The sequence below is a fragment of the Streptomyces sp. NPDC087300 genome (assembly GCF_044744425.1).
Lineage (GTDB): Bacteria > Actinomycetota > Actinomycetes > Streptomycetales > Streptomycetaceae > Streptomyces.
In genome coordinates this window covers 550,289-575,569 of record NZ_JBIUYI010000001.1, presented here as the reverse complement: position 1 = coordinate 575,569, position 25,281 = coordinate 550,289, and the positions used below count along the sequence as shown (strand labels likewise).

General features: G+C 69.9%; 20 protein-coding genes. 8 read left to right on the top strand and 12 right to left on the bottom strand.

The window, feature by feature from the left end:
- Positions 1-9: 9 nt before the first annotated feature.
- The 5 genes from ACIO9J_RS02380 to xylB all read right to left on the bottom strand — a co-directional run bounded on the left by ACIO9J_RS02380 (position 10) and on the right by xylB (position 6,375).
- Entirely contained in the window at positions 10-1,278 is a 1,269-nt protein-coding gene (locus tag ACIO9J_RS02380; RefSeq protein WP_401991200.1) for a GAF domain-containing protein, read from the bottom strand.
- A gap of 78 nt (positions 1,279-1,356) precedes the next feature.
- Entirely contained in the window at positions 1,357-1,956 is a 600-nt protein-coding gene (locus ACIO9J_RS02375; protein WP_401991197.1) for an N-acetylmuramoyl-L-alanine amidase, read from the bottom strand.
- A 195-nt stretch (positions 1,957-2,151) separates the two neighbouring features.
- Complete coding sequence (locus tag ACIO9J_RS02370) at positions 2,152-3,183, bottom strand: acetamidase/formamidase family protein (protein ID WP_401991194.1); 1,032 nt, start codon at positions 3,181-3,183, stop codon at positions 2,152-2,154.
- 506 nt (positions 3,184-3,689) lie between these two features.
- Entirely contained in the window at positions 3,690-4,907 is a 1,218-nt protein-coding gene (locus tag ACIO9J_RS02365; RefSeq protein WP_401991191.1) for an ROK family protein, read from the bottom strand.
- A 7-nt stretch (positions 4,908-4,914) separates the two neighbouring features.
- Complete coding sequence (gene xylB / locus ACIO9J_RS02360; protein WP_401991188.1) at positions 4,915-6,375, bottom strand: xylulokinase; 1,461 nt, start codon at positions 6,373-6,375, stop codon at positions 4,915-4,917.
- Positions 6,376-6,499: 124 nt separating this feature from the next.
- Here xylB and xylA point away from each other — a divergent pair, with 124 nt between their 5' ends.
- Positions 6,500-7,666 (top strand): xylose isomerase, encoded by a 1,167-nt coding sequence (gene xylA, locus ACIO9J_RS02355; RefSeq protein WP_401991185.1) that lies wholly within the window; start codon positions 6,500-6,502, stop codon positions 7,664-7,666.
- A 342-nt stretch (positions 7,667-8,008) separates the two neighbouring features.
- Positions 8,009-8,593 (top strand): hypothetical protein, encoded by a 585-nt coding sequence (locus ACIO9J_RS02350; protein WP_401991182.1) that lies wholly within the window; start codon positions 8,009-8,011, stop codon positions 8,591-8,593.
- A gap of 37 nt (positions 8,594-8,630) precedes the next feature.
- Here ACIO9J_RS02350 and ACIO9J_RS02345 read toward each other — a convergent pair whose 3' ends face one another.
- The 3 genes from ACIO9J_RS02345 to ACIO9J_RS02335 form a co-directional block, all read right to left on the bottom strand.
- On the bottom strand, positions 8,631-9,998 hold the full coding sequence (locus ACIO9J_RS02345) for an esterase-like activity of phytase family protein (RefSeq protein ID WP_401993006.1): 1,368 nt from the start codon (positions 9,996-9,998) through the stop codon (positions 8,631-8,633).
- A 529-nt stretch (positions 9,999-10,527) separates the two neighbouring features.
- Complete coding sequence (locus ACIO9J_RS02340) at positions 10,528-11,856, bottom strand: SWF or SNF family helicase (protein ID WP_401991180.1); 1,329 nt, start codon at positions 11,854-11,856, stop codon at positions 10,528-10,530.
- A complete protein-coding gene (locus ACIO9J_RS02335; RefSeq protein ID WP_401991178.1) occupies positions 11,853-14,720 on the bottom strand; it encodes a DEAD/DEAH box helicase in 2,868 nt (955 codons plus the stop codon). Before ACIO9J_RS02335 ends, ACIO9J_RS02340 begins: the two co-directional genes overlap by 4 nt.
- 248 nt (positions 14,721-14,968) lie before the next feature.
- Here ACIO9J_RS02335 and ACIO9J_RS02330 point away from each other — a divergent pair, with 248 nt between their 5' ends.
- From ACIO9J_RS02330 to ACIO9J_RS02320, 3 genes are all read left to right on the top strand, one after another.
- On the top strand, positions 14,969-16,021 hold the full coding sequence (locus tag ACIO9J_RS02330; RefSeq protein WP_401991175.1) for a fatty acid desaturase family protein: 1,053 nt from the start codon (positions 14,969-14,971) through the stop codon (positions 16,019-16,021).
- 149 nt (positions 16,022-16,170) lie between these two features.
- Positions 16,171-16,353, top strand: coding sequence for a hypothetical protein (locus ACIO9J_RS02325; RefSeq protein WP_401991172.1), 183 nt, complete (start codon positions 16,171-16,173; stop codon positions 16,351-16,353).
- 158 nt (positions 16,354-16,511) lie between these two features.
- Positions 16,512-19,940 carry a hypothetical protein gene (locus ACIO9J_RS02320; RefSeq protein ID WP_401991169.1) on the top strand — a complete coding sequence of 1,143 codons (3,429 nt, stop codon included), beginning with the start codon at positions 16,512-16,514 and terminating at the stop codon, positions 19,938-19,940.
- Between the two features lie 30 nt (positions 19,941-19,970).
- On the opposite strand, the gene ACIO9J_RS02315 is transcribed toward ACIO9J_RS02320, so the two are convergent.
- Entirely contained in the window at positions 19,971-20,795 is an 825-nt protein-coding gene (locus tag ACIO9J_RS02315) for a hypothetical protein (protein ID WP_401991166.1), read from the bottom strand.
- A gap of 127 nt (positions 20,796-20,922) precedes the next feature.
- On the bottom strand, positions 20,923-21,219 hold the full coding sequence (locus tag ACIO9J_RS02310; RefSeq protein WP_401991163.1) for a hypothetical protein: 297 nt from the start codon (positions 21,217-21,219) through the stop codon (positions 20,923-20,925).
- A 99-nt stretch (positions 21,220-21,318) separates the two neighbouring features.
- Here ACIO9J_RS02310 and ACIO9J_RS02305 point away from each other — a divergent pair, with 99 nt between their 5' ends.
- Positions 21,319-22,224 carry an oxygenase MpaB family protein gene (locus tag ACIO9J_RS02305; RefSeq protein WP_401991161.1) on the top strand — a complete coding sequence of 302 codons (906 nt, stop codon included), beginning with the start codon at positions 21,319-21,321 and terminating at the stop codon, positions 22,222-22,224.
- Here ACIO9J_RS02305 and ACIO9J_RS02300 read toward each other — a convergent pair.
- Positions 22,201-22,737, bottom strand: a complete 537-nt coding sequence (locus tag ACIO9J_RS02300) for a PadR family transcriptional regulator (RefSeq protein ID WP_401991158.1) — start codon at positions 22,735-22,737, stop codon at positions 22,201-22,203. The two genes, ACIO9J_RS02305 and ACIO9J_RS02300, sit on opposite strands and share 24 nt — an antisense overlap.
- Before the next feature lie 128 nt (positions 22,738-22,865).
- Here ACIO9J_RS02300 and ACIO9J_RS02295 point away from each other — a divergent pair, with 128 nt between their 5' ends.
- A complete protein-coding gene (locus tag ACIO9J_RS02295; protein WP_401993003.1) occupies positions 22,866-23,621 on the top strand; it encodes an alpha/beta fold hydrolase in 756 nt (251 codons plus the stop codon).
- Between the two features lie 62 nt (positions 23,622-23,683).
- Here ACIO9J_RS02295 and ACIO9J_RS02290 read toward each other — a convergent pair whose 3' ends face one another.
- Complete coding sequence (locus ACIO9J_RS02290; protein ID WP_401991156.1) at positions 23,684-24,283, bottom strand: class I SAM-dependent methyltransferase; 600 nt, start codon at positions 24,281-24,283, stop codon at positions 23,684-23,686.
- A 150-nt stretch (positions 24,284-24,433) separates the two neighbouring features.
- Between ACIO9J_RS02290 and ACIO9J_RS02285 the strand changes: the two genes are divergently transcribed.
- Complete coding sequence (locus ACIO9J_RS02285) at positions 24,434-25,216, top strand: MHYT domain-containing protein (RefSeq protein WP_401991153.1); 783 nt, start codon at positions 24,434-24,436, stop codon at positions 25,214-25,216.
- Positions 25,217-25,281: the final 65 nt, after the last annotated feature.

Genomic DNA, 25,281 nt, shown 5'->3' with positions numbered 1-25,281 from the left:
GCGAGTGGGTCACGCCCGGCCGTACCCGGGCGCCGCCAGCTCCGCGTCGAGTTCGTGCAAGCGGGCCAGGACAGGGGCCGTCGGACGCAGCGCCGCCAGCGCCCGCCATACCAGCAGATCGTCCTCGCCCCACGGAGCATGCGCCCAATCGGCCAGCAGATCCGGATCGTTGCGGTCGACCAACGCCGTACGAAGCTGATCAGCGAGCCTGCGCCGGAGCCGGACCAGCGCCGGTGCCTGCGACCCCGGCAGCAGCGGACCGGCGTACGCGGCGGCGGCCGCCGTCACCGCACCCGCCCCCAGCCGACGCTCGACCGTGTCGACGTCACATTCCACGGGCGCCGCGAGCCGGTACGGACGCGACCGCAACAGCTCCGCCCCGAGGACCCGCCGCAGTCGTGCCATCTCCGCCCGCAACGTCACCTGCGGCACCGAATCGTTCTCGTACAGCGCATACAGCAGCTCATCACCGGTCAGCCCCTCCGGATGGCGCGCGAGCAACACCACGATCTCGCTGTGCCTGCGGCTGAGACGTACCTTCCTGCCGCCTGCCAGCAGCAGCGCCTCGTCGCGCCCCAACGCGGTCAGATCCACCGTGTCCTCGGCGCGCATCGGCGGTGCCATCAGGGCCAGTTGGGACTCCGCCGCCCGTGCCACGGCCTGCACGAAGGCGAGGCTGTGCGGGTGCGCGAGCCCGTCCCCGCCGGTGATGTCGACCGCGCCGATCAGCCGCCCGGTACGCGGATCGTGCACCGGAGCCGCGGCGCACGTCCACGGCTGCACTCGCCGCATGAAGTGCTCGGCGGCGAACACCTGCACAGGACGGTCGACGGCGACCGCTGTCCCCGGCGCGTTCGTGCCCATGGCGGACTCGGCCCACCGCGCGCCCGGAACGAAGTTCATCCGCCCCGCACGCTGCCGTGTCGCCGCGTGCCCCTCGACCCACAACAGCCTGCCCTGCGCGTCGCACACGGCCAGGAGATGCTCGCCGTCCGCGGCGAAGGTGCCCATCAACTCACGGAACAGCGGCATCACCCGTGCCAACGGATGCTCCGCGCGATACGCGCCGAGGTCACCATCCATCAGCTCGACCGCCGCACCCGTGGCCTCCGGACTGACCCGTGCCCTGGCCGACCGCCGCCATGAGTCGGCCACGACCGAGCGCACCGGACGCGCCACCGTGCCCTCGGCGGTGAAGTCCTCGTGCGCCCGGCGCAGCTCCCGTGCCTGCTCGGCGGGATCGGTACCCGGCTTCAGAGCGACCCACGGATCGGTCAACTCGGCCTCCTGGGACGGCGATGGGGGTAGCTGCCATCGTCGCCCCGGGAACGGAAGCCGACAAGCGGCCCGGGTGCCTCAGACGAAGTTGACGAGGCGGATGTAGCGGGACCAGTCCCAGTACGGACCGGGGTCCGTGTGGTCGGCACCGGGAACTTCGGAGTGGCCGATGATGTGCTCGCGGTCCTTGGGGATGCCGTACTTCGTACAGATGGCCGAGGTCAGTGCGGCGGACTGCTGGTACATCGCGTCGGTGAAGTACTCGGGCTTGTCGACCCAGCCCTCGTGCTCGATGCCGATGCTGTGGGTGTTGTAGCTCCAATTGCCCGCATGCCAGCCGACGTTGCGATCGCGGACGCACTGGGCGACGTGGCCGTCCTTGGAGCGCACCACGTAGTGCGCGGACACCTGTTTCGCCGGGTTCTGGAAGATCGCGAGAGCGTCCGCGAACGTCTCCTGCGTGACGTGGATGATCACGTAGTCGATGGAGTAGGTGCTCGGCCGGTTGGCCGCCGTGTAGTTGGAGCTGCTGGCCGGCACCCATTCGGCCGGTGGGTAGTCGCCGGCACGGTCCTGGGCGCTCGCGTGGCCGACGGGCAGCAGCGTCGCGGGAACGGCCGCGGCGACCGCGCCCTGCAACAGTCGGCGCCTGCTGGGGAAGCGTCTTGCTCGATCCATGGCTGGCCTGCCTCTCGGTAGAGGGTGGGGGGAACGGCTGGACTGGCGCTGCACTTGAGGTGGGGGGGAATTGCGGTCGGTAGATCGGTGGATGGGGATAAGGCCACGGTCACTTCAGGAGGTCATCCCTCGGGAGGTTCCTGAGAGCTTTCTGGGAGGTCCCTCGGATTCCGCTAGGGGGCTGCTGGCGGTCCGTCACGAGGAGCGGAGGCTCCCGTGCGGCAGCGTCGCGGCGATCTCGCGCAGCCGCGCGTGGAGACCGCGATGCGTCTCACGAGCAGGCAGCCAGTCCTTACGGAGCTTGGCCACACACGTGTAGTTGGTGTCGCAGACATTGGCGAGCGGCGATTCGACGGTCTGCGTCGCGAACTGGTAGGCGTCCAGTTCGCTGAATCCGTAGTCCCGCACCAGCCACTGGACCAGGTCCAGCTGGGATATTCGGAACGCGTCCTCCAGCGGCCGGGCGGATCCGGTCGAGATGATGTGCGTATCGGATTCCAGGCGCGGCCACGGGGTGGATACCCCCTTCAGGAGCTCGACGATCACCACGGTGTTCATGGCGCACTCGACGGCCACCCCGCAGGTCTCTCCCTCACCCTGCCGTGCGTGTCCATCGCCGAGGCTCAGCAGCGCGCCCTCGACGTTCACCCCGAGATAGCAGGTGACTCCGGCTCGCATCTCGGGTGTGTCCATGTTTCCGCCGTGGGCATCGGGGACGAGCGCCGAGCGAACCTCAAGGTTGGCGGGCGCGACACCGACCGTGCCGTGCATGGGGTCCATCGGCAGGTCGGTCTCGAAGTCGCTGTCCCGCGCTATGAAGCGCGCCGTGCGGCGGTCCCGGTCCAACTGCCAGATCCAGACGGCCTCGGGAAGTGGCGGCTGGAGGGAGGCGGTGGCATGCGTGGACGTCAGGGCGCCGAACAAGGGGACCGTCGTCGACGCCGCCCAGTCGCGGGCCGGCTCGATCGACACGAAGTGGACGGCGACGGTGTCGCCCGGCTCCGCTCCCTCCACGTGGAAGGGGCCCGTCTGAGGATTGAGGTAAGGGAACTGGCAGACCTCAGAGACGAGGTCCTTCTCCGAGCGCACGTTCCCCGCGAAGCAGTCCTCCGTGAAGAGATCGAGGACGGTGCCGGGCGTGATGCGAGCGACGGGTGGGGCTCCGCCGAACGTCCACGCGTACTCGCCCGGTTCGGGCCGCACGGTCAGGATGCGAGGGTCGCTCATTGCTGGACTGCTCCACTCTGGCCGGAGAGGCCATTCTCGTCGAACGCGCCGAACTGGTCCGGAAACGGCGCGGGCTCGTCGCCGAGATGCCTTGAAATCCTCCGACGAGGCACGTCACGGAGCCCGATGACCTCACGGCCTGGCTTAGGACTGGATCGTCCGGGGCCGGCTAGCCCCGAACCGCCCGGACCCGAACTGTATGGCCCTGAACCGGATGGCCCTGGCCTTGTTTCCTCCGACACGTGAATCCCCCGATCCGCGGGGACGACCGCCGCTGAATGGGCAGCTGCGCCTCGCACGAATTACGTTACGGCGCTTGATGGTTGAGGTGGAAGGGCATGCCTCGGATCTGTGTACAGCCGAGGGATTGTGGATAACTCAGCCACTCGAATGAGCGAGTCCGGGCGTCAGACTCCTCACGGTCGCGCTCATCCGGCGTTGCGAACCGCCACCAACCGCTTCGGTCCCGCCCCCACCGGCTCTGCCTCCGCGCCCGTCGTCTCCGCCTATCCGCCGCCGGTACCTGCCACTGCCGCCATCGGATCATCGAGCACCGACCGCACTACCGAATGCGCCGCCCCCAACAGGGGACCGTCTGGCCCGAGTGCGGAAACGGTGACACCGCACGCTCGCCCTGCCGTCCGCCCGGCCAACTCCTCCTCCAGCGACGGCATCAGCCACGGCGCGAGACGTGACAGAGCGCCGCCGAGCACCACGGCTCGCGGATCGAGAAGATTGACCGCGCCTGTGAGCGCGATGCCCAAAGCAGTCCCCGCGCCGCGCAGAGCGCGCCGTACCTCCGCGTCTCCCTCGGCGGCGCGACCGGCGAGCAGGCTGACACGACCCTCGCCCGCGTCCAGGCCTGCCGCGCGCAACACGGCCGCCTCACCGGCGTACTGCTCAAGGCAGCCTCGTCCGCCACAGGGGCAGGACGGGCCCTCGGGGTGCACCGGCACATGCCCCAGTTCGCCCGCGAATCCCTGTGCACCGCGCAGCAGTCGTCCGTCGACGACCAGGGCGGCTCCGATGCCGATCTCCGCCGAGACATGGAGGAAGTCCTCCGGCGTGCCCGCGCCGAGCCACAGCTCCGCGAGGGCTCCGAAGTTGGCCTCGTTGTCCACGGTCAGCGGTGTCAGGGAAGGCAGGAGCGGGCCGAGGTCGACGTCGCGCCAGCCGAGGTTGGGAGCGCGAACCACGGTCAGTGAGTCCCGGGTGACAAGACCCGGCACGGCCACGGCGAGCCCCGCGGGGGACAGGCCCGCCTGCCGTGCCTCGGAGCTCAGCCGCTCGACCATGGCGGAGAGTTCTTGGAGCACCAGCTCGGGCGCGCGGTGGTGGTTGCTGACCTGCCGCACCGTGCGCGCCCGTATCTCGCCACGGAGGTCGACAGCGCATACGGCGAGATGGTCCACGCCCACCTCGGCGCCGATGCCGACCGGCCCGCGGCCGCTGACCGCGAGGGCCGATCCGGGGCGGCCCACACGGCCGGGACGCTCGGGGCCCAGCTCGTCCAGGAGGCCGGCGCGGATCAATTCCTCGACAAGCGTGGAGACGGCGGCCCTGGTCAGCCCGATCTGGGAGGCCACGGTGGCCCGTGACAGGGGGCCGTGCGCGGCCACCGAGTGCATCACACGGGACAGGTTGCGGCGGCGCATGCCCTGCTGAGTGTCGGGCAGCCGGGCGCCGGTCGTGCCCCGGCGTTCCTCGTGCAGCGGTGCGGTCATGCCTCCGTCAGCCCTCACTCCCATGGGGCGCCCTGTCGAGCAGGGGCGCAGCGTCGGAGAGTACCTCGGAGATCCGCGCGAACGTCTCCTCGTCCCGTTCCACGGGGTCGAGCACAGGGCCCTCGGCCGTGCCCCAACGCCGTGCGATCGAGGCCGGGTCCTCGCCGGTGAGCACGCCGGCGGCTTGAGCGGCGGCGCCGAGCGCGACCAGCTCTTTCGCCTCGGGTACCTGCACGGGGCGGCCGGACAGGCGACGGACGGTTTGCTGCCACGCCGTGCCGCGCGCGCCGCCCCCGATGAGCAGGAGGGGGGAGGAGCGGTCGGCGTCCGCGTCAAGGACTCGGTCGAGAGCGCCGAGGAGCGAGTGGACGGCCCCGTCGTACGCGGACTGCAGGAGCTGACCGGGCGTGGTGTCGTGCCGCAGGCCGTGCAGCATCCCGGCAGCGTGCGGGAGGTTCGGTGTGCGCTCGCCGTCGAGGTAGGGCAGGAGCGTGGCGGTGCCGCCCGACTCCACCGCTTCGCGGTCGAGGCTCAGGAGCGCTGCCACCTTGTCGACGGCCAGGGTGCAGTTGAGCGTGCAGGCCAGGGGCAGCCATGCGCCACGCGCGTCGGCGAACCCCGCGACGGTTCCCGTGGCATCCGCGGGCCGGTGCTCGGAGACCGCGTAGACGGTGCCCGAGGTACCGAGGCTCAGCACCGGTGTGCCGGGCAAGAGTCCGAGCCCGAGCGCGGCGGCCGCGTTGTCACCGGTTCCGGGGGCGACCAGTGTGCCCTGGGAGAAGGGCAGTTCACCGCTGCCACGTACGGTGCCGACGACCTCTCCGGGGTGTGCCACCCGGGGCAGCAATGCCGGGTCGAGCCCCACCATGCCGAGGATTTCCTCGTCGTACGTCTCCGAAGCCGAAGCCCACCACCCGGTGCCCGAGACATCGCCGCGGTCGGTCGTGGCGTATCCGGTGAGGCGCTCCGTGAGGTAGTCGTGGGGGAGTCGAACCGCCGTCGTGGCGCCGGCGGCCGAGGGCTCGTTCTCAGCGAGCCAGGCCCATTTCGTGACGGTGAAGGAGGGCCCCGGGACACTGCCCACGCGATCGGCCCACACCTTGGAGCCGCCGAGCCGCTCGACCAGGTCCCGGGCCTGCGAGGCCGAACGAACGTCGTTCCACAGCAGGGCGGGCCGTACAGGCGTGCCGTTCACGTCGAGTGCGACAAGGCCGTGCTGCTGTCCGCCGATCGACACCGCCGACGCTTCACGCGCGGCGTTCCCGCACTGGTGGAGCGCCGCGCACAGGGCGTCCCACCACTCCTGGGGATCACTCTCGCGGCCCTCACCCGTGCTGACCCGGTGCGGGGCCTGGCCGCTCGCGACGACCTGTCCCGTCGCGGCGTCGACGACCAGCGCCTTGGTGGACTGAGTGGAGCTGTCCACACCGACGACGAGGGGCCCCTGGGCTGCTGGCGATGATGACATTGAGGTCTCCGTTCCTGCGGCTCTCCCGGGACGCGGCCCCGGACTTCCCTCCCCGACCTTCCCAGCGGAGCCCTCGGATACTAATTTGTAAATCGCCATGACGAAATAGTCGAGGGAGTCGCACATGAACTACCAGCCCACTCCTGAGGACAAGTTCAGCTTCGGACTGTGGACCGTCGGCTGGCAGGGCAGGGACCCGTTCGGTGACGCCACCAGGGCTCCGCTCGACCCGGCCGACTCGGTACGGCGCCTCGCTGAACTGGGTGCCTACGGAGTGACGTTCCACGACGACGACCTGATCCCGTTCGGCTCGTCGGACATCGAGCGCGAGTCCCACATCAAGCGCTTCCGGCAGGCACTGGACGCGACCGGTCTGGTCGTGCCGATGGCCACCACGAACCTGTTCACCCACCCCGTCTTCAAGGACGGTGCGTTCACGGCCAACGACCGCGACGTACGCCGCTACGCGCTGCGCAAGACGATCCGCAACATCGATCTCGCGGTGGAGCTGGGCGCGCACACCTACGTGGCATGGGGCGGCAGAGAAGGTGCGGAGTCCGGCGCCGCGAAGGACGTGCGCTGCGCCCTGGACCGCATGAAGGAGGCGTTCGACCTGCTCGGCGAGTATGTGCTCGAACAGGGCTACTACCTGCGGTTCGCGATCGAGCCGAAGCCCAACGAGCCGCGTGGTGACATCCTGCTGCCCACCGTCGGACACGCCCTCGCGTTCATCGAACGCCTGGAGAGGCCCGACATGTACGGCGTCAACCCCGAAGTGGGCCATGAGCAGATGGCGGGCCTGAACTTCCAGCACTCCATCGCGCAGGCGCTGTGGGCGGGCAAGCTCTTCCACATCGACCTCAACGGGCAGACCGGCATCAAGTACGACCAGGACCTGAGGTTCGGCGCGGGCGACCTGCGCAGTGCGTTCTGGCTGGTCGACCTCCTGGAGAGGGGCGGTTACGACGGGCCGCGCCACTTCGACTTCAAGCCGCCCCGGACCGAGGACTACGAAGGGGTGTGGGACTCGGCCGCCGGCTGCATGCGCAACTACCTGATCCTGCGCGAGCGTTCGGCCGCCTTCCGGGCCGACCCGGAGGTCCAGGAAGCCCTGCGGGCCTCGCGTCTGGACGAACTGGCGTTGCCCACGGCTGACGACGGCCTCTCGGGCCTGCTCGCCGATCGTGGCGCATACGAGGCGTTCGACGTGGAGAGCGCTGCCGCGCGCGGGATGGCCTTCGAGCGTCTCGACCAGTTGGCCATGGATCACTTGCTGGGCGCTCGGGGCTGAGAGACCCCCGCTCTCCGGAGTGCGCGCCGCCTCGCTTCGTCACCACGGTCGGTCGTGCGATCCCCTCATCGACTTCGGCTTGGTAGGTCGCCAACTTCGGCATAGGGGTCGCTAGATGACCGGTTCGAGGCGACTCTTGTCGGTATGGCCATGCCACCGGTACCGCCGCAGCCCCCTCCACCTCCTAGTGGCCCGCCGCCGACCGGCGGTGGCGGCTTCGGCCCGCCCTCGCAGGGCGGGTTCGGGCCGCCTCCTGGCGGCGGTGGCTGGCCGCCACCGCCCCCACCACCGGGAGGGCCCCGAGGGCGCCGAAGTGGGCTGTACGCCCTGCTTGCCGTCATCGTGGCCGCGGGGGCGATCGCCGCCATCGTCCTGGTGGTCACCCGCGATGACGGATCGGACAAGAAGAGCCCTACGGAGTCGAGCAGGAGCACGAGCCGCACGCCGACACCCTCGCTGAGCATCCCCTCACAGGTCCCGTCGGGCCTGCCGACCGAAGTGCCCAGCGGCATCCCGTCTTTGCCCACCGGTTTCCCGAGCGACCTGGACTCTCTGATTCCGTCACCCGCGGGAAACGAAGTCCCGTACTACCTGTTGAAGACCGGTGACTGTTTCAACACCAACAGCAGCAGGCCGGGCCAGGCGGCGAGGAAGTCGTGCGACGCGCCGCACGACGCCGAGGTCGTCAAGCGCGCCGAACTGAACGGCTCCTACACGACCGACGCCGCGCTCAAGAAGGCGGCAGCCGCCCTGTGCGAGCAGCCCCTGCAGCGCAAGGCGCGCAGCCAGCCCGCCGGTACCGTGCGCGGCACGCTGGTGCAGTATCCGGACGCCTCGGGCTACAAGCTGGGCATCGACAGCGTCGCGTGCAGCCTCGCGGGGGACAGCGGCTCGGGAAAGCACAAACTCACCAAGCCGCTGTCCTGAACTCAATTCCCTTGCACCGAGAGGAAGGGTGCGTCCCTCAGAACTTCCGCGGCAGCTTCACGTACGTGACCGTCGTCTCCACGTCGCTGTCCACCAGGCGGCCGTTCTTGTCGAAGGCTTCCGGGCCGTCGGTCATCCCGAAGTCGTTGTCATTGATGAGCGCCAGGGTGCGATCGCCGACCTTGGAGACGCCTTCGATCTTGCCGGGGACACCGTCGACCGTCCCCAGGTCGACCACCAGCCGCTTACGGAGGACGGGCACTCCGGAGGCGGCCGGGTCGTCGAGCTGCTCCAGGGAGGGCTTGGTGGTGTCCCTGTCCCACTTGTCGCCGAGGATGTTCGACCGTCGGTCCAGTGTGACGCTGTGCAGCCGCGCGGCCTTGTCGGTGCGCTCCTGGACGAGCAGCTGGTCACGCCCGACGGCGACCACGGAGGAGATCTTCAGCTCGGAGGTGTCGTCCTCGCCCGGGTCGACGACGCCCACGGGGTCGAAGCGATAGGCGTACTCGGCGGTGACCGCCTGCTTCTTCGGCGAGAAGCGCAGGAGTCGTGTCGTGCGCGAGGCGTCACCCGCGTCCTCGTCCGGAAGGGACAGGGGGCTCTGCACCGCCATCACCAGGTCGCCGCCGGGGAGCAGCGCGAGCCCTTCGAAGCCGCGGTTCGTCTTGCGGTGCGACAGGATGCCGGGCAGTGCTTCGGCCACCGGGTAGTCCGCGCCCTTAAGGCCGAGGCCTTCGGGGACGTACCGCTTGAGTACCTTCCCGCGCGCGGAGACGTGGACCAACGAAGGACCGTACTCGTCGACCAGCCAGAAGGTGCCGTCGGCCGCCCGGACGATGCCCTCGGTGTCCAGACCGTTCGGGTCGTACGGCAGGGGCTTCTGCGCGTCGTACGTGTAAGGCGCTTCGTCACGCCCCTTCTGGTTCGGCAGTCCGGTGACGGGCTTTCCGGAGGAGGTCGTGATCGGCACCGCGGACAGGACCTTGACGGCCTTTCCGGAGACCCGGATCTTCACGATCGCGGGGTCGAAGCCGGGCACGGGGAAGGTGCGGCGCTTCTTGCCGTCCACCTTGATCTGGCCGTTGGGCCCGCGGTCGGTCACCGTCCAGAACTCGCCCTTGCGTCCCGCGGGGTAGAGATCGCTGCCGATGCCACCGAGATCCACACCGCGGTCGTCGTCCACGCTGCCCGGCAGGAGGGAATTGCTGAACGTGCCGAGCGGGATGTCCCCCAGAGTGGCCGTGTGGGTGACGCGCGCCTTCTTGTGGGCTCCGCGCTTCTGGTCTGCGCTCTGCTGGCTGCCCATCGCGGTGCCGGTCACCAACATCGCGGTGGCCACGGCGAGCGGCACGCCGACAGCCAGGGAACGGCGGACACGGCGCTTGCGGGCGGCGTGCGGGGACATCGGGGCCTCCTGGGGCACGAGTTCGGTCACAGCGGCCAGACTTCGCCGCCGCCACGAACACCAAGAAGCCAACAGGTGAACGGCTGGAGTCGCGTCGACGGCGCCTCCCGCGAGGGGCAGGAGGCGCCTCCTTCAACCATCGGTCCGCTCAGTGGCCGTGTGGCCCAGTGCCCTGATCACTCCCTTCGGATGGGTCACACGCACGGAGCTGGTGAAGCCGATGCCCCCGCTGTTGAGCCTGGGGCGGCTCCTGTTGCGGTCGGACCTCCCTGAACCGACGCGCTCCACGCTCGCGGATGTCATGCCCTTGCTCAATCGCTGGCCAGGGCGAGTGCGTGCGCCGGTGTTCCCGGCGCACGGGTGCCCCGCGTGGATGCGCCGGTGGGCGCCGCGTGCGTTTCGGCCACGCGCCATGTCGTACGCCCGTCGCGCCCTGGCCCGCGATTCCGGCCCTGATTCCGGCCCTTGATTCCGGCTCCGGATCGTGGCTCGGACCTCAGCCCCGAGCCACCCGGACCAGCGGCACCGGCTACTCGCTCCCGGTCGCCACCGCCAGTGCCGTCGCCGGATCCTGCGCCGCCGGTCCGGCCGGGGTCCAACGGCCGCGCTCCTTGCGGTAGGGCCACCAGCGGCCGTCCTTGCTGTGCCGCACCTGGGCATCGGTTCCGACCAGGGTCCAGCGATTGCCGGACGCGCGCAGCTGGGGCTGTTCGTCCTCGTCCCAGGCCGCGTTCAACGCGGCACGCGCGCGTGCCAGCGATTCTTCTCGTGGAGTCCACTCCTCATCGAGTACGGAGAGCGCCGCACGCCCGCCGTACTCCCAGGCCAGGACGGCGAGCGCGAGACCGTCCCGGCCGCGGCCGGATCCGGCCGCGAGCCGTGCCTCGATCTCCGTACCCGGGGCTCCGGACGCCAGCCGAACGGCGTCCTCGCTCTCGGTCAACTCGACTCCCACAGGCAGTCGTTCATGGCCGGAAGTGAGCGCCTCGGCCAGGGTCCGGTACGCCTCGCCGGCGGCCCGCGCCGCCAGGAACTCGAGCGCCGGCACGTCGAGGCCCTCGGCCGGCTCCGTCTCGGTGTCGAGCGCGGGCGGCAGACCGGGCTCCGACGGCAGTTCGGGAAGCGGGGGCAGCGGAGGGAGCACGGCGCCCTCCGCGTACGCCTGAGCGGCGCTCACGCCTTCTGGAGCCGTATCCTGCGGCTTCTCCGGAGTCGGCCGCGCATCCGCTCGTGCCACGCTGCGGACCTGAAGCTCGTCGAGGAGCGCGCGTTCCCCGCGGCCCCGCATCAGCAACAGGACGAAGGGGTCCTGATCCAGCAGCCGCGCCATCTGGTAGCTGAGCGCGGCCGTGTGCCCGCAGTGATCCCACGCGTCACAGTCGCACTCCGGTTCCAGATCGCCTATGCCGGGCAGGAGTTCGACCCCCGCCGCGGCCGCGTCCTCCACTAGGTGCGGCGGCATCTCGCGGTCCAGGAGCGCCGCGATGTGCCCGGCCCGTTCGACGGCCATCCCCAGGAAGCGGTCCCACTCGTCCTCGGTCAGCTCCTGCAGCAGGACGTCGGAGCGGTGCGGGGTGCCGTCACGGCCCTGGACGACCGCCGTGATCCGGCCGGGGCGCACCGACACCGCGCCCACGGATCCCGCACGCGCGAGCCTGCGCCCCGCCTTCAGCTGCTGCAGGTCGAGGGCGGTGTCCTCCAACGCCTTCAGCCAGGCCTGGCCCCACCAGCTCTGCGCGAAGCCCTTCCCGTGCGCGGGCGGCAGTGCGGCGAACGTCCGTTCGTCCGCGCGCGGTCCTTCGTCGTTCGCGCCGCCGTGCTCGACGTCGCCGTATTCCTCGTCGTACAGGTCACTCATCGCGCGCCCCCTCGCAGCTCGACCAGATCGGACAGTTCGGTGTCGGTCAGCTCGGTGAGTCCGGCCTCACCGGTGCCGAGCACGGAGTCCGCCAACTCCCGCTTGCGCAGGAGCATGTCGGCGATGCGGTCCTCGATGGTCCCCTCCGCGATCAGCCGGTGCACCTGCACGGGCCGCGTCTGACCGATGCGGTACGCGCGGTCGGTGGCCTGCGCCTCGACCGCCGGATTCCACCAGCGGTCGTAGTGCACGACGTGTTCGGCACGCGTCAGGTTCAACCCCGTCCCCGCCGCCTTCAACGACAGCAGGAAGACTGGGACAGCACCTTCCTGGAAGCGCTCCACCATCTGCTCGCGCGTCGCGACGGGCGTGCCGCCGTGCAGGAACTGGGACGGGATGCCGCGAGCCGACAGATGCTGCTCGATGAGCCGGGCCATCTGGACGTACTGCGTGAAGACGAGCACGCTCGCGTCCTCGGAGAGGATCGTGTCGAGCAGTTCGTCGAGCAGTTCCAGCTTTCCGGAGCGACCCGAAATCTTGGGCTCGTCCTCCTTGAGGTACTGCGCCGGGTGATTGCAGATCTGCTTGAGCCCGGTGAGGAGCTTGACGATCAGTCCCCGGCGCTCGAAACCGTCGGCGCCGGAGATCTCCGCGAGCGTCTCCCGCACCACCGCTTCGTAGAGTCCTGCTTGTTCCGTGCTGAGCGACACGGCACGGTCGGTCTCCGTCTTTGGCGGAAGCTCGGGCGCGATGCCCGGATCGGACTTGCGCCGCCGCAGCAGGAACGGACGGACGAGCTGACCGAGCCGCTCGGCCGCGCCCGGGTCCGTACCGCCCTCGACGGCCTGCGCGTATCGGGTACGGAAGGTGCCGAGCTTCCCGAGCAGCCCTGGCGTCGTCCAGTCGAGAATGGCCCACAGTTCGGAGAGGTTGTTCTCCACCGGGGTGCCGGTGAGGGCGACACGCGCGCGTGCCCCGATGGTGCGCAGCTGCTTGGCCGTCGCGGAGTACGGGTTCTTGACGTGCTGTGCCTCGTCGGCCACGACCATGCCCCAGGAGGCCTGCGCGAGCGTCTCCGCGTCGAGTCGCATCGTTCCGTAGGTGGTGAGCACGAACTCGCCGTCGGCCAGGTCCTCCAGGCTGCGGCGGGCGCCGTGGAAGCGGCGCACGGCGGTGCCCGGTGCGAACTTCTCGATCTCGCGCTGCCAGTTGCCCATCAGGGACGTCGGACAGACGACCAGCGTGGGACCCGCGGATTCCTGATCCGTCTGGCGGTGCAGGTGGAGCGAGATCAGCGTGATTGTCTTGCCGAGGCCCATGTCGTCGGCGAGACAGCCGCCGAGGCCCAGCGAGGTCATCCGGGCCAGCCAGTTCAGGCCGCGCAGCTGGTAGTCGCGCAGCTGTGCGGCGAGCGCGGTGGGCTGCCCGACGGGATCCATGCCCTCCGGGTCCGCCAGGCGCTCACGAAGGGTGGCGAGCCAGCCCGTCGGCTGCACGTCGACGCGTTGACCACCGACTTCGGTGGTGCCGGTCAGGGCGGCACCGAGGGCGTCGATCGGGGTGACCTTGCGGTCATGGCGCTCACGGGCGCGACGCGCCTCGTCAGGGTCGATGAGCACCCACTGGTCCCGCAGGCGCACCACTGGGCGGTTGGACTCGGCGAGGCGGTCCAGCTCCTCGCGGGTCAGCTGCTGGTCGCCCAGCGCGAAGCGCCAGTTGAAGGCCAGGAGAGCGTCGGCCGAGAGGAAGGAGGGGGTGTCCGAGGACAGCTTCTGCGGGCCCTGCTCCTCGTCGTCCGGCGGGCCGATGACCGCGCGTGCCGTCAGATTGCGCATCAACTCCTTGGGCCAGTGCACATCGACGCCCGCGACCGCGAGCATCCGGGCGCCCTCTCCAAGGAGGTCGGTTACTTCCTCGTCGGCGAGTTCAATGGCGTCGGGCACGGTGGCGGCGAGTAGTGGGGCGAGCGGCGGCCACGCGCGCGTGGCGCGACGCAGCGCGAGCAGGGAGTCCATCCGCGCGCGCGACCCGAAGGCCTGCGCCGAGGCGCCGGATCCGACCCACACTTCGGCAGCGTCCGCGACAAGGGAGGGGTCGCTCACACTGTGCAACTGCAGTACGGCTCGGAAGGGCAGCCGGGTGCCGCCTTCGGTCTCCGAGATGAGGCCTGGAATCTCCACGCGCAGCGAGATCCGCACGCCCGCGTCGTGACCGGCCGCCACGTCCAGGGCCCAGGCGCGTTGCGCGGGAACGTGCTGCGGTTCCGCGGCGGCGAACGCAGGACCGCCAGCGGCCATCGTGGCGGCGGGGGAGCGCGGCAGCGTATCGGCCACGGCGTCGAGGAACTGGCGCAGCAGCCGTTCCGGTTCGGGCAGCCGAGGGGGCGAGGTGTGGGCCAGCGGATGCGCGTGCGCGGCGGGTGGCATCGCGGCGGCGAGGTCGCGCAGCTGCTGGACGTCATCGGCCCCCAGAGGGCCGGCACGCCAGGCGTCGTGATCGCTGGTGGTGAGTCCGGGCAGCAGCAGCCCGCGCGCTGCCAGTTGCAGGGCGAGCACACCCGCCGTACCCCAGAAGGCCGCCGTGGGATGCGTGCCCGATGCGGCACGCGCGCGTGTGAGGACGGGCAGTGCGACCCGTACCGGGAGCAGCAACGCCGGCACGTCGGCGAGCTCGATCCCGTCGTCCCCAGGCACGGCGACGGTCAGTTCCTCGGGAGTGCCCGACACGATCGAAGGGAGCTCGGTGCCATCGGGGTGCCAGAAGGCCACGTGTCCACCGCGTGCCGGGTCACCCGGCACGAACAGCACGGAGCAGCGGGACAGTTCGGAGATCTCGGAGGGGGATACGGCAGGAAGTCCGTGCACAGCGATGGCGCATTCCTCAAGTTTGACTACTGAACCTGGAGCGGCCGAGGGTACAACACACTCCCCGCTCCGCGGATGTCTCGTTGCGGTGATTCACGTCACTCGACCCTTCGAGGGTGTGGACAGCCCCCCTGTGGGGCGGTGCTGACCCCCGTCTCGACACGGGTGGTGGCGCCATGGTCGCCGAAGGTCACTGGTCCGTACGTTCTTACAGGTCAGCCCGTTGTTACGGAGACCGGAGACCCAGCATGCCCCAGGCCGCCGCAGTCGCGGAACGCCCCCCAGTCAGTACTGGCAGGCAGCACGTCGGAAGTGATTTCGCACCCCTTCTGCGCACCGTCAAGGAGCAGGGGCTCCTGGACCGTCGCATCGGCTGGTACACACGAACCGTCGCAATCAACGCCCTGGCGTTGGTGGTGGTGGGATTCGGGATGTTCCTCCTGGGGACTTCCTGGTGGGTACTGCTCCTCGCGCCCGTGCTCTCCGTCCTGTGTGCCCGCACGGCCTTCATCGGCCACGACGCGGGCCACTCGCAGATATCCGGCAACCGCACCGTCGGGCGTGCCATGGGGCTCATCCACGGCAACCTCCTGCTCGGCATGAGCTCGGCCTGGTGGAACGACAAGCACAACCGTCACCACGCCAACCCCAACCACACCGAAAAGGACCCCGACGTCGCCGCCGACGTCATGGTGTGGACGAGCCGGCAGGCCAAGGCCCGCGTGGGATTCCGGCGCTGGCTCACCCGCAACCAGGCCTGGCTCTTCTTCCCTCTGACGCTGCTCCAGGGCGTCGCCATGAAGCTCTACGGATTCCAGGATCTGCGTCGGCAGGATCCTAGGGAGCGCGTCGTGGAAGGGCTCCTCCTGGTAGCCCATCTCATCGGCTACGTGACACTGCTGCTCACCGCCATGCCCCTTGGCCACGCCATCGCCTTCGCCGCCATCCACCAGGCACTGTTCGGCCTGCACCTCGGGCTCGCCTTCGCGCCCAACCACAAGGGCATGGAGATGCCCGATCCGGACGGGGAGCGCTGGGGGCATCTGCGCCGTCAGGTCCTGACCTCGCGCAACATTCGCGGTGGTCTGGCGACCGACTGGTTCCTCGGCGGGCTCAACTATCAGATCGAGCACCACTTGTTCCCGAGCATGCCCCGCCCCCACCTGCGGCTCGCCCAGCCTCTCGTGCGCGCCCACTGCGCCTCGGTGGGCATGTCCTACACCGAGGCGGGATTCGTCGACTCCTACCGACAGGTCCTGCGCCACATGTACGAGGTCGGGGAGCCCCTCCGCGTCGAATAGGGCGAAGCTGCTGGATGGCGGGCAGGCGGGCGCGAACCAGTAGGGGGCGCGACTCAGGGGTCTCTCAGGGTCGTGGGCAGGAACTGTGGGAGTCCCGATCACGTTTTCCAAGGCAGAGAGCGGCAGGAGCCGCGAAGGAGGCGACACACATGTCGAAGAACGCGAAGATCGCCGCAGGAGGCGTGGCGGCCGGGCTCATTCTGCTGATCTGGCTGCCGTGGTGGGCCGCATTCCTGATCGTGCTCGGAGTCCCGGCGGCGGCCTATCTGACACTTGACCCCAGCCAGCGGCGCAGGCTGCGCCGTGTCACGCGCAAGGAAATAGGTCACTGAGACGACCGGTGATGCAAGCATCTCCGTCCGCTCGCGGGCCTGCCCACGGTGGGTTCCGCGAGCCGATCGGAAAATGCGTTGCGACATCGGCACCTCGCCCGTGACCATGGCGCCATGACTTTCCGAAAGGAGGCCCAGCGATCCCTCGGTGATCGCTGATGGCCGGACACGAAGCGTCTCAGACGCCGCTCTCATTGCCCCAGACTCAGAACCAGCCCTCGCCCGCGCCGCTGACACCGGCCTGGCTGAAGGCCCACTTCGACCCTCTGCCTTTCCCGGCCCGCATGAGTGCGCTGGCCCGCTACGGCCGCACCCTTACGCCCACCGCGTACGCAACCCTCCATCAGGCCCTGGATGCCGGTGATGGGGACGAACGGCACACCGCCCTCTTCCTCGCCGTCGCCAGACGCGATCTCGCCGCCGTCGCCGAAGCGCTCTCCGACCCACTATTGCGCCGCCGCGCCCTCTCGGCCGCCATCAGGCTGCCGGTTCCTGAACCGGCCCTGGAAGAGCTCGCGTTGAGCGAGACCCGAGCGACACGCCGAGAGACATACCGCGTCCTGCGACTCAGCGGTCGCCACGCGCTCGCCGAGCGCCTTCTCCCCGAGGCGTACGCGCGGCACGGCGGCTTCGACGCGTCCCTCCTCCTGCCCGCGTGTCCACCGGCGACCGTCGCCGACTGGATCACCCGACTCGATCCACCCACAGGCGTGCTGAATGCCCTGGCCCGCACTGCTCCGCTCGCCGTGGCGAACCATCTGGCCACTCAGAGCCGGAACCAGGAACGAGACGCCCGGTATTCCTTCGTGCGTCAACACCGCGCTGTGGCAAGCCTCGCTGCGGAGCGAGACCCGGAAGCCGGACTCATCCTCCTGGCGCGAGCCCGTTCACTGCTCACCAGCCGAGCTGCCCGCTCCCTGCTGCGCCACCCGGACCGTGTCCTCGAGATCCTGCGGGCCACCGCGCCCGAGGCAGACAGCTCGCTCCGCGAACTCGGCCTGCCCGCCGGACCCTTGCCGCCTTCGGTGCGCCGCGCCGTTCTGCGGCTGAGCCTCGAAGATCGGAAGGATCTGGCCCGCCTCTGCCCGGCGGAGCGTCCACGGGCACGGTTCCCCGAACGTCGGGAAGTAGCCCCGGACGAGCTGTTGGCCATGCTGCCCGCACCGGCACGCCGACGGCTGGTAGAAGAGCACGCCGGGCGGTCGAACAACGCAAGGACACTCCCTGTGACCACTCTTGCGGCGCTCGAGCCCACGGACAGGGCGGAGCTCGTCCTGCCCTGGGCGGAGCGATGGTCGGGTCGGAGCCGGACAGTGAGCCACCTCGCCGTCGCTCTGCCCCTCGCCGTCGGCGAACCGCTGCTGCGCGACATCGCCGGCCACCACCGCATCCACCAGCGTCTGATGGGCTGGCCCTCGCTGCTTGCCTGCGCGGAACTGGAAGGTGATCCACGTGAGTTCGCGCGCATTGCCGTGGACTGTGAGCGGGCCTGGCACGACCAGGAGGAGGTGCGATACCGCACCCTGCGTCAGCTCGGCGGTGCGCCGCCCCACCTGCTGGCCGCGTTGCCTGAGCGCGTACTGCGCGACGCGGTGCTGACCACCGTCCAGTCCGGCGACTCCACGAGCCGCACGCTCACCGCAGCCGAGGAACTGCTCCGCCGCACTACGGAGAGCGCCGCGTCACACGGCGACTTCGGACGCGCCGCATACGTGACCGAACTGCTCTGCCAGGTCTTGGCCGACCCTCGACGGCGTGGCCCGGTCGCCACGCTGCACATGGACCAGGACGCGGTCCGGGCCATCTGGACGTTGCTCGCCGAACGGGCGGCCACACATCCCGACATCGGTATCCACCTCGCCGAACTGTTCGCACTCCACCTCACCGCCCTGCCGGAACTGGACGCCCTGGCACGCCGCACGGCACTGGAGGACCACGACCCTGGCACGGTGGCCCGTGCGGCGAATGCATGGGTGACCCCGGCACCAGTGCGCGAGGCACGCTGCGCCGAACTGATCGCCCTGGACGCCTCATTCGCTGCGCTGCCTCTCGTCCTGGACACCGTCGCTACCCGCCGCACGGACCTGCTGGATATCGTCCTGACCGCTGCGGAGAGCGGCCTGAAGGGCCAAGTACGTCCCCGGGCCGGAGCCTGGGTGCCTCAGCTGAGGCGTGGCGTCACATTGCGCTGGCTGCCCGGACAGCGCAGGCGCTGGAACGAGCACCACGCACGCGTGGCTGTCGATGAGGCGGCCCCGCTGCGCATCAGGGCCGATGCGGCGGCGCGTCTGCGCGACCCGGTGTTGATCGCGGATCTGGCGGACGACGCGCCGCAGCCCGTCGCCGCTGCCGCGCTGGCAGCGCTGGGTGACCTCTTCACCCCCGGCGCCACCGATGTACAGCCTGCGGGCACGCCTCACTTGGATCTGTTGCTGCGGCACGCCGCGACCGGCGGTGTGCGGGGACGCGCCGCCATGGGAGCCGTCCGAAGGCTCCTGGAAGCAGTGCCGGACCGTCACGCGGTCGCCTTGCTCGCCCCCGTGGTCCGCACCGTGGACGTTCCGGTCGGAACCCGCAAAGAGGCAGCCCGCGAACTCGGGGCGCTCCCCGGCGCCGAAGCCCAGGACGCCCTGCTGGCAGCCTGGGACGCCCCGCACCAGCACCGGGACGTACGGGCAGTCTTGGCCCGTAGCCTCCTCGCCGCGATCGACCGGCCGGACGTCGCCGACCGCCTGGCGCGGTGCGAGGGCGACATTTCCCTGCGCGATGCAGTGATCCACTCAGGCGGTGCGCCGGTACCCCGCTCCTTGGCCGGTCCCTACCGGAGCTTTCTGACGCGACTGGTCAGGGAGGGAGATGCGGACACTGTCATCGACGCGTGCCAGGCGCTGCCCGGGTGGCTCACCCCGGACGCGGATGAGGCGATGCGTGCCGTGGCCGACGTCGCCGTGGACCGGCGACGGACGTGCCGTGAAGGGGACGCTGCGGTGCGTCAGTTGGTGCGCTTCCCGTCCGGGCCCACCGCCAGAGGCGTCCTGAGGGATGCGTTTTGGCACCTGCGTGACCGCGCGGGGGCAGCGGACCCACAGGAAAGGACCGATGCACTGCGCCGCCTCGTGGTGCTCTGCGACGTGGCGCAGATCGGACGAGGAGGCGCGATGACCCTCCGGATCGCCGACACTCTCGCAAAGACCCTGGAGAGCGTAGGGCTACGTCAGCAGGCGGCGCTGTTGACGTGGGAGACGGCACTCGCGGACACGGAGCGCGGCCGGTACGACGCACAGCGGTGGCAGCGGCTTGTCGACCTGCTCGAGGAACGCCCAGGCCGCCTGGCCGCCGCGCAGCACGGGCGCTACTTGGACATGACGAGGCCACGCGCGCGTGAGGCGCTGTTGGAGGTTGCCCGCATGCTCCGGGGGCGCGGCACTTCTGGCACTGGAGTCGTGGCCCTGGAAGTGGTGCGTGCGGGTGGCAGGGACAGCTCGTGGGCCGAGGTGTGGCGGGAAGAACTGGCGCTGTTGCGTGATCACCAGGACCATGACACGGCCATGGCCGCCCTTCTGGTCGATCCCGACACGGCGCGCTGACCGGGGCCACGAGCTGGCGCCCGATCTCGCTCAGACGGGACGTACCGCCATCTTGTCGAGCGCCTCCAGGAGACCTGGAAGCTCCGGCCCGCGGCCGACGGGCAGCACCTCGCCCGGCTCCTCGTCGAGCAGCACGAACGCGATGTCGTCGGTCCTGGCGACCATGGACCAGCCAGGACCGTCGGCGCGCAGGGTGCGTGCGTCACCCGAGGCGAAGGAGGACCGCACCCTGCCCAAGGGCGGCGGGTTGGTCACATAGGCCCGCGCTTCCGCGAGCACGCGCCGCACCCCGGTGAGCGGCTCCGACGGCTCGGCCGACGTCGGGACGTCCTGCGACGCACCGTCCTCCGCGAAGTCGGCGTCGTCGATCTGCTCGCGCCAGGTCGCCCACTGGAGCGCTATCTCGTCGGCGCCCAGGCGCCGTTGGGCCGGGCCCCAGGTGTCGGACTCCGGCGGCGCGAGCGGCGGCCGCTCCTCGTCGTCCGACGGCTCAGGATCGTGCGGAGCGGGCACACCGGGGGCGGCGACCGCGACGGCCAGCGGCCAGCCCGGCAGCGCGGTGACCACGGTGCGCTCGTCCGGCGAGAGGTCGTACTCCATGCCGCAGTCCCAGGAGGCGATCGCCACGGCCACGAGAGACACGTCGTCGACGACGACCGTCCACCTCGCACCGTCGCCGTCCTGGCCGAGCACGAGGCCGTAACCGGCGGCGAGGGGCGCGAGACCGAGACGGGCACACGCCTCGGGGTAGTCGTCGCCCAGCACGCTGGGGAACTTCGCGGGTGTCAGCAGCACCGCCGTGAGTACGTACAGCGCGTCGTCATCGGCGGCGACAGCGTCGTCCGTCCCGGCCATGCAAGCCTCCCCATCGCTTCATCCGTCGGCGCACCCTAACCACTCGCCCCGGAGATCGTCGAGGGTCGATGACCAGGAAATTCGTCAACGAGGTGCCGTGTTCGACGCACGTGCGGGGGAGGCCGGCTCAGGCGGCGGGCAACCCGAGGAGCGTGCGGGCCACGTCGCGCGGCGACTCGTCGCGTTCCCTGGCGAGCGCGATGACGGCACGACAGGCGAGCTCACTGACGCCGAACGACAGGGCCTCCGGAGACACCCATTCCGTGGCTTCGTCCATCGTGTCCTGATCGTCCTCGACGCTGGCCGCCACATAGACGGCGGCCGCTTCGAACAGGTTGTGCGTGCGCTTGGTCTTGGTACGCACGGGCTTGCCGGTGTCTGCCGTTCCGTCCTTGTTCCAGATCTTGCGGAGCCAGTCGAACATCTGCGCCATCTTCCCCCGAAGCGGCTTCCACCGCTGATCCTTCGTCTGCCGCTTCCCAACGTAGAGTTAGAGCTCCGGTGACAGAAGGGGGACCGCGCGGTGAAGCGTTATGAGCGGCTCCACCAGATCCGGCGCATGGACCCGGAGAAGGACTTCCTCGCGATCTACCGACTCAGCGCGGCATACGAGTTCCCGTGGGACTTCACCCGCGCACTCGAACTGGCCCTCTACCGCACCTACGCGGTGCCGAGTATCGGTCGACTCCTGGCGCGAACGGCTGAGCTGACGGACCGTACGCAAAAGCGCTACGACGACACGGCGCTGCTCCTCGACACCGTCGTGGAGCACGGCTTCGGCGACGACGAGGGTCGCACGGCCATCCGCCGCATCAACCAGATGCACCACAGTTACGACATCAGCAACGACGACATGCGCTACGTCCTGTGCACGTTCGTGGTCATCCCGAAGCGGTGGATCGACGCTTATGGCTGGCGCAGGTTCTCGCGCCACGAGACGGTCGCCGCCGCCGCGTACTACCGGACGTTCGGCCAGCACATGGGCATCAAGGGGATTCCCGGCTCCTACGAAGAGTTCGAAAACTGTCTCGACGCCTACGAAGAGGCCAACTTCGGCTGGGACGAAGGCGCGCGCGAGGTGTCGGACGCGACGCTGGACCTGATGGCCTCCTGGTATCCGCGTGCCGTTGCGCCCTTGCTGCGCACCGCGACCCTGGCCCTGCTCGACGACCCATTGCTGAAGGCGTTCCGCTACGAGAAGCCGGGCGCCGTGACCCGCTCGCTAGTCAACCGCGCGGTGCGCCTGCGCGGTCGTGCCGTACGTCTGATGCCCCCACGCAAGACACCGCACTACGCGCGGCAGAACTGGGAGATCAAGGGCTACCCCGACGGCTACGAGGTGCCCGAGCTCGGCACGTTCCCGACTCCCGGTGTACGAGGGTGCCCCGTGTCGCACCAGGGCCGGTCAGTGGGTACGTCCGCCGAGTGACGTCAATGTCGCGCGCAGCCAGGCGAGTTCGGCCCGGCTCGTCGCACGGGCGATGGTGAGCATGCCGCGCCGGAAGGGGTCGTCGAGTTCTTCCGCGCGAAGCGGGTTTCCGCTGTCGTCGTAGAAGAAGCTCGCCGGTTCCTCCAAGAAGGCGAGCCGACGCTCGAGCACCGCGGCCTGTGCCTTCTCGTCCTCCAGGTGGCGCAGGAAGGCGAGAAGTGTGAACCAGCGGTTCTCGTCGGTGATGTCTCCCCGGGCGGGCTCCGAGAGGCGCTCACGGAGCTCCTGCCTGCCCTCTGGAGTGATGCTGAGGACGTGCCGCGGGGCCGCACCTGATCCGGGCTGCGTCTCGCGGGCGACGAGCCCGGCCTTCTCGAGCCGCTTGATGGCGGGGTACAGCGTGCTTTCCGCGACGGGCCGTACATGACCGGTCAGTGCGGTGATGCGCTTGCGCAGCTCGTAGCCGTGCAAGGGGGCGTCGTAGAGGAATCCGAGGATGGCCAGTTCGAGCATGCCGTGCATTCTGCCGCACCGGGAGGGAGCGGCGGTGTACATCGTTGACGCAATACATCGGTCACGATGTATTGTCAGTGCACGGCTCGCGGCCTGCGGGGCGGCGGATACGACGGACGGGGTACGCGATGCGTGAGGCAGGCTTCGACGCGCGGGGCAGTCAGGTGCGATGGACTGAGGTCGACGGGGTCGGACCGGCACGGGTGTACGTCCACGGGCTCGGCGCCGCGTCGACCGTCTACCACGCACACATCGCCGCGCGTCCAGAACTGACGGGCCGGCGCTCGCTGTTCGTGGATCTCCCGGGGCACGGCATCAGTGATCGCCCAGCCGACTTCAGGTACACCCTGGAGGATCACGCCGACGCTCTGGCCGCGGCGCTCGACGCGGCGCGCGTGACAGGAGCCGAGATCGTCGGGCACAGCATGGGCGGCTCCGTCGCCATCGTGCTCGCGCACCGGAGGCCCGACCTGGTGTCACGTCTCGTGCTCACGGAGGCCAACCTCGACCCGATGCCACCGGTGACGGCGGGCAGTCTTGGCATCGCCAGCTACGAGGAGGAGGACTTCGTCAACGGCGGCCACGCGCGCGTGCTGGGAAAAGTGGGCTCTACGTGGGCGGCGACCATGCGTCTCGCCGATCCACTGGCCCTGCACCGAAGCGCGACCGGGCTCATCGAGGGATCACACCCCACGATGCGCCGCATGCTCGTCGATCTGGCGATCGATCGCGTCTACATACAGGGCGCACTCAGCGGTGAGCTACCTGGAGAGGACGGCTTGGTGGCGGCCGGCGTGCGGGTGGTCACCGTCCCGGACGCGGGACACAACGTCATGTTCGACCGTCCGGAGGCGTTCGCCGCTGTGATCGCCGGACGGTCCTGACCGCTGGAACGGACGTCCGGCGATCGCTGGCGGTCCCCGCCCCAGGTCTGAATTCTCAGGCCTCAGTCCTGGCGTACGGCCAGGGCGAGGAACCGGGCGTCCTCGTCGACATAGGTGGTCATGTTCCAGCCGGAACCGGCGAGCAGAGGGCCCAGGTTCGCCTCGGCTCGCAGATCGCCCGGGGTGATCTGCCGTCCCTGCCGTGCGGCGAGCGCCGCCCGGCCGATGGGGTGGAACAGGGCGAGGAGCCCTCCCGGGCGTGTCACCCGCCTCAACTCCCGCAGATTCTCCTCAGGGTCGGGCAGATGGGCGATCAGGCCGGCGCCGAACACCGCGTCGACCGATCCTGTGCGCAGCGGCAGGTGGGCCACGTCGGCCAGCAGAAGCTGTCCGTCACCGTCCCTGCCGGCCCGTTTCGCGGCCTCAAGCATCGCGGGCGTCAGATCCGCTCCGAGCACTACCCCCGAGGGTCCCGCGGCCTCTCGGAGGGCGGGGAGCGCCCGTCCGGTGCCGCAGCCCGCGTCGAGCACCCGCGAGCCTGGCCGCAGCGCGAGTTCGGCGACCGCGGCCCGATAGGCGGGACCGTCGTCGGGAAAACGCGCGTCCCAGTCGGCGGCGCGTGCCGTGAAGAATTCCTGGACCCGTGTGCGCTCCTCGTTCATGCACCCATGATCCCGCAAGAACCGCACGCGCGTTGGGCGCACTCGTTCGAGCGTGACGCGATCGTTCAGGGGCGCCTCTCTGTCAGATTGCAGCACCTTTCGAAATGCGCCCCCGTAGTGCGCCCGCGGCAGGACTAGCGTCCCGGAGCCATGGGACACCTGGACCACGCCACATTCGGTTGGCTGACCCCCGTGCTGTCGTACGCGATGGCCTGCATCGGCTCCGCCTTAGGGCTGTGCTGTACCGTCCGCGCGCTGGGCGCCTCGGGTCGCTCACGCCGAAACTGGCTCATCACCGCGGCCTCCGCCATCGGCACCGGCATCTGGACGATGCACTTCGTCGCGATGCTCGGCTTCGGAGTCACCGGCACGGAGATCCACTACAACGTGCCGCTCACCATGCTCAGCCTCCTCGGCGCGATGGTCGTCGTCGGCGCCGGAGTCTTCGCCGTCGGATACGGCCGTGACCGGGGCAGGTCACTCGCGATCGGCGGGCTCACCACAGGGCTGGGCGTCGCGAGCATGCACTACATCGGCATGGCGGCACTGCGTCTGCACGGCGAGGTCCGGTATGACCCGGTGCTCGTCGGCCTCTCCGTAGTGATCGCCATCATCGCGGCGACCGCGGCCTTGTGGGCGGGCCTCAACATCAAGTCGCCGCTCGCGGTGGCCGGCGCGTCACTCGTCATGGGCGGCGCGGTGAGCAGCATGCACTACACCGGAATGCTCGCGGTGAGCGTGCGGGTCACTCCCTCCGACGTCGCACTGCCCGGAGCGACGACGATGCAGTTCATCTTCCCGCTCGCCGTCGGGCTCGGCTCCTATCTCTTCTTGACCTGCGCCTTCGTCGCTCTCTCCCCGACGGAGGGTGAGCGCGAGGCCTCCGTGTCGGCGCAGCGACCGGCCGAGACGGCCGCGTCCGCCGCCCGATAGCGGGCTGCGCCGAGGCCGGTGACGGTCCGGGCGGCACGCACCGAACCCATCCGAGCGAGGAGGCC

What these genes read in the sequence shown, in the direction of transcription:
- ACIO9J_RS02340 (WP_401991180.1), bottom strand. Translation starts at nt 11,856, where the DNA reads ATGAGTGACCTGTACGACGAGGAATACGGCGACGTCGAGCACGGCGGC.
- ACIO9J_RS02300 (WP_401991158.1), bottom strand. Translation starts at nt 22,737, where the DNA reads ATGCTCGAACTGGCCATCCTCGGATTCCTCTACGACGCCCCCTTGCAC.
- ACIO9J_RS02330 (WP_401991175.1), top strand. Translation starts at nt 14,969, where the DNA reads ATGCCCCAGGCCGCCGCAGTCGCGGAACGCCCCCCAGTCAGTACTGGC.
- ACIO9J_RS02375 (WP_401991197.1), bottom strand. Translation starts at nt 1,956, where the DNA reads ATGGATCGAGCAAGACGCTTCCCCAGCAGGCGCCGACTGTTGCAGGGC.
- ACIO9J_RS02310 (WP_401991163.1), bottom strand. Translation starts at nt 21,219, where the DNA reads ATGTTCGACTGGCTCCGCAAGATCTGGAACAAGGACGGAACGGCAGAC.
- ACIO9J_RS02320 (WP_401991169.1), top strand. Translation starts at nt 16,512, where the DNA reads ATGGCCGGACACGAAGCGTCTCAGACGCCGCTCTCATTGCCCCAGACT.
- ACIO9J_RS02285 (WP_401991153.1), top strand. Translation starts at nt 24,434, where the DNA reads ATGGGACACCTGGACCACGCCACATTCGGTTGGCTGACCCCCGTGCTG.
- ACIO9J_RS02325 (WP_401991172.1), top strand. Translation starts at nt 16,171, where the DNA reads ATGTCGAAGAACGCGAAGATCGCCGCAGGAGGCGTGGCGGCCGGGCTC.
- ACIO9J_RS02365 (WP_401991191.1), bottom strand. Translation starts at nt 4,907, where the DNA reads ATGACCGCACCGCTGCACGAGGAACGCCGGGGCACGACCGGCGCCCGG.
- xylA (WP_401991185.1), top strand. Translation starts at nt 6,500, where the DNA reads ATGAACTACCAGCCCACTCCTGAGGACAAGTTCAGCTTCGGACTGTGG.
- ACIO9J_RS02315 (WP_401991166.1), bottom strand. Translation starts at nt 20,795, where the DNA reads ATGGCCGGGACGGACGACGCTGTCGCCGCCGATGACGACGCGCTGTAC.
- ACIO9J_RS02295 (WP_401993003.1), top strand. Translation starts at nt 22,866, where the DNA reads ATGCGTGAGGCAGGCTTCGACGCGCGGGGCAGTCAGGTGCGATGGACT.
- ACIO9J_RS02370 (WP_401991194.1), bottom strand. Translation starts at nt 3,183, where the DNA reads ATGAGCGACCCTCGCATCCTGACCGTGCGGCCCGAACCGGGCGAGTAC.
- ACIO9J_RS02290 (WP_401991156.1), bottom strand. Translation starts at nt 24,283, where the DNA reads ATGAACGAGGAGCGCACACGGGTCCAGGAATTCTTCACGGCACGCGCC.
- ACIO9J_RS02345 (WP_401993006.1), bottom strand. Translation starts at nt 9,998, where the DNA reads ATGTCCCCGCACGCCGCCCGCAAGCGCCGTGTCCGCCGTTCCCTGGCT.
- xylB (WP_401991188.1), bottom strand. Translation starts at nt 6,375, where the DNA reads ATGTCATCATCGCCAGCAGCCCAGGGGCCCCTCGTCGTCGGTGTGGAC.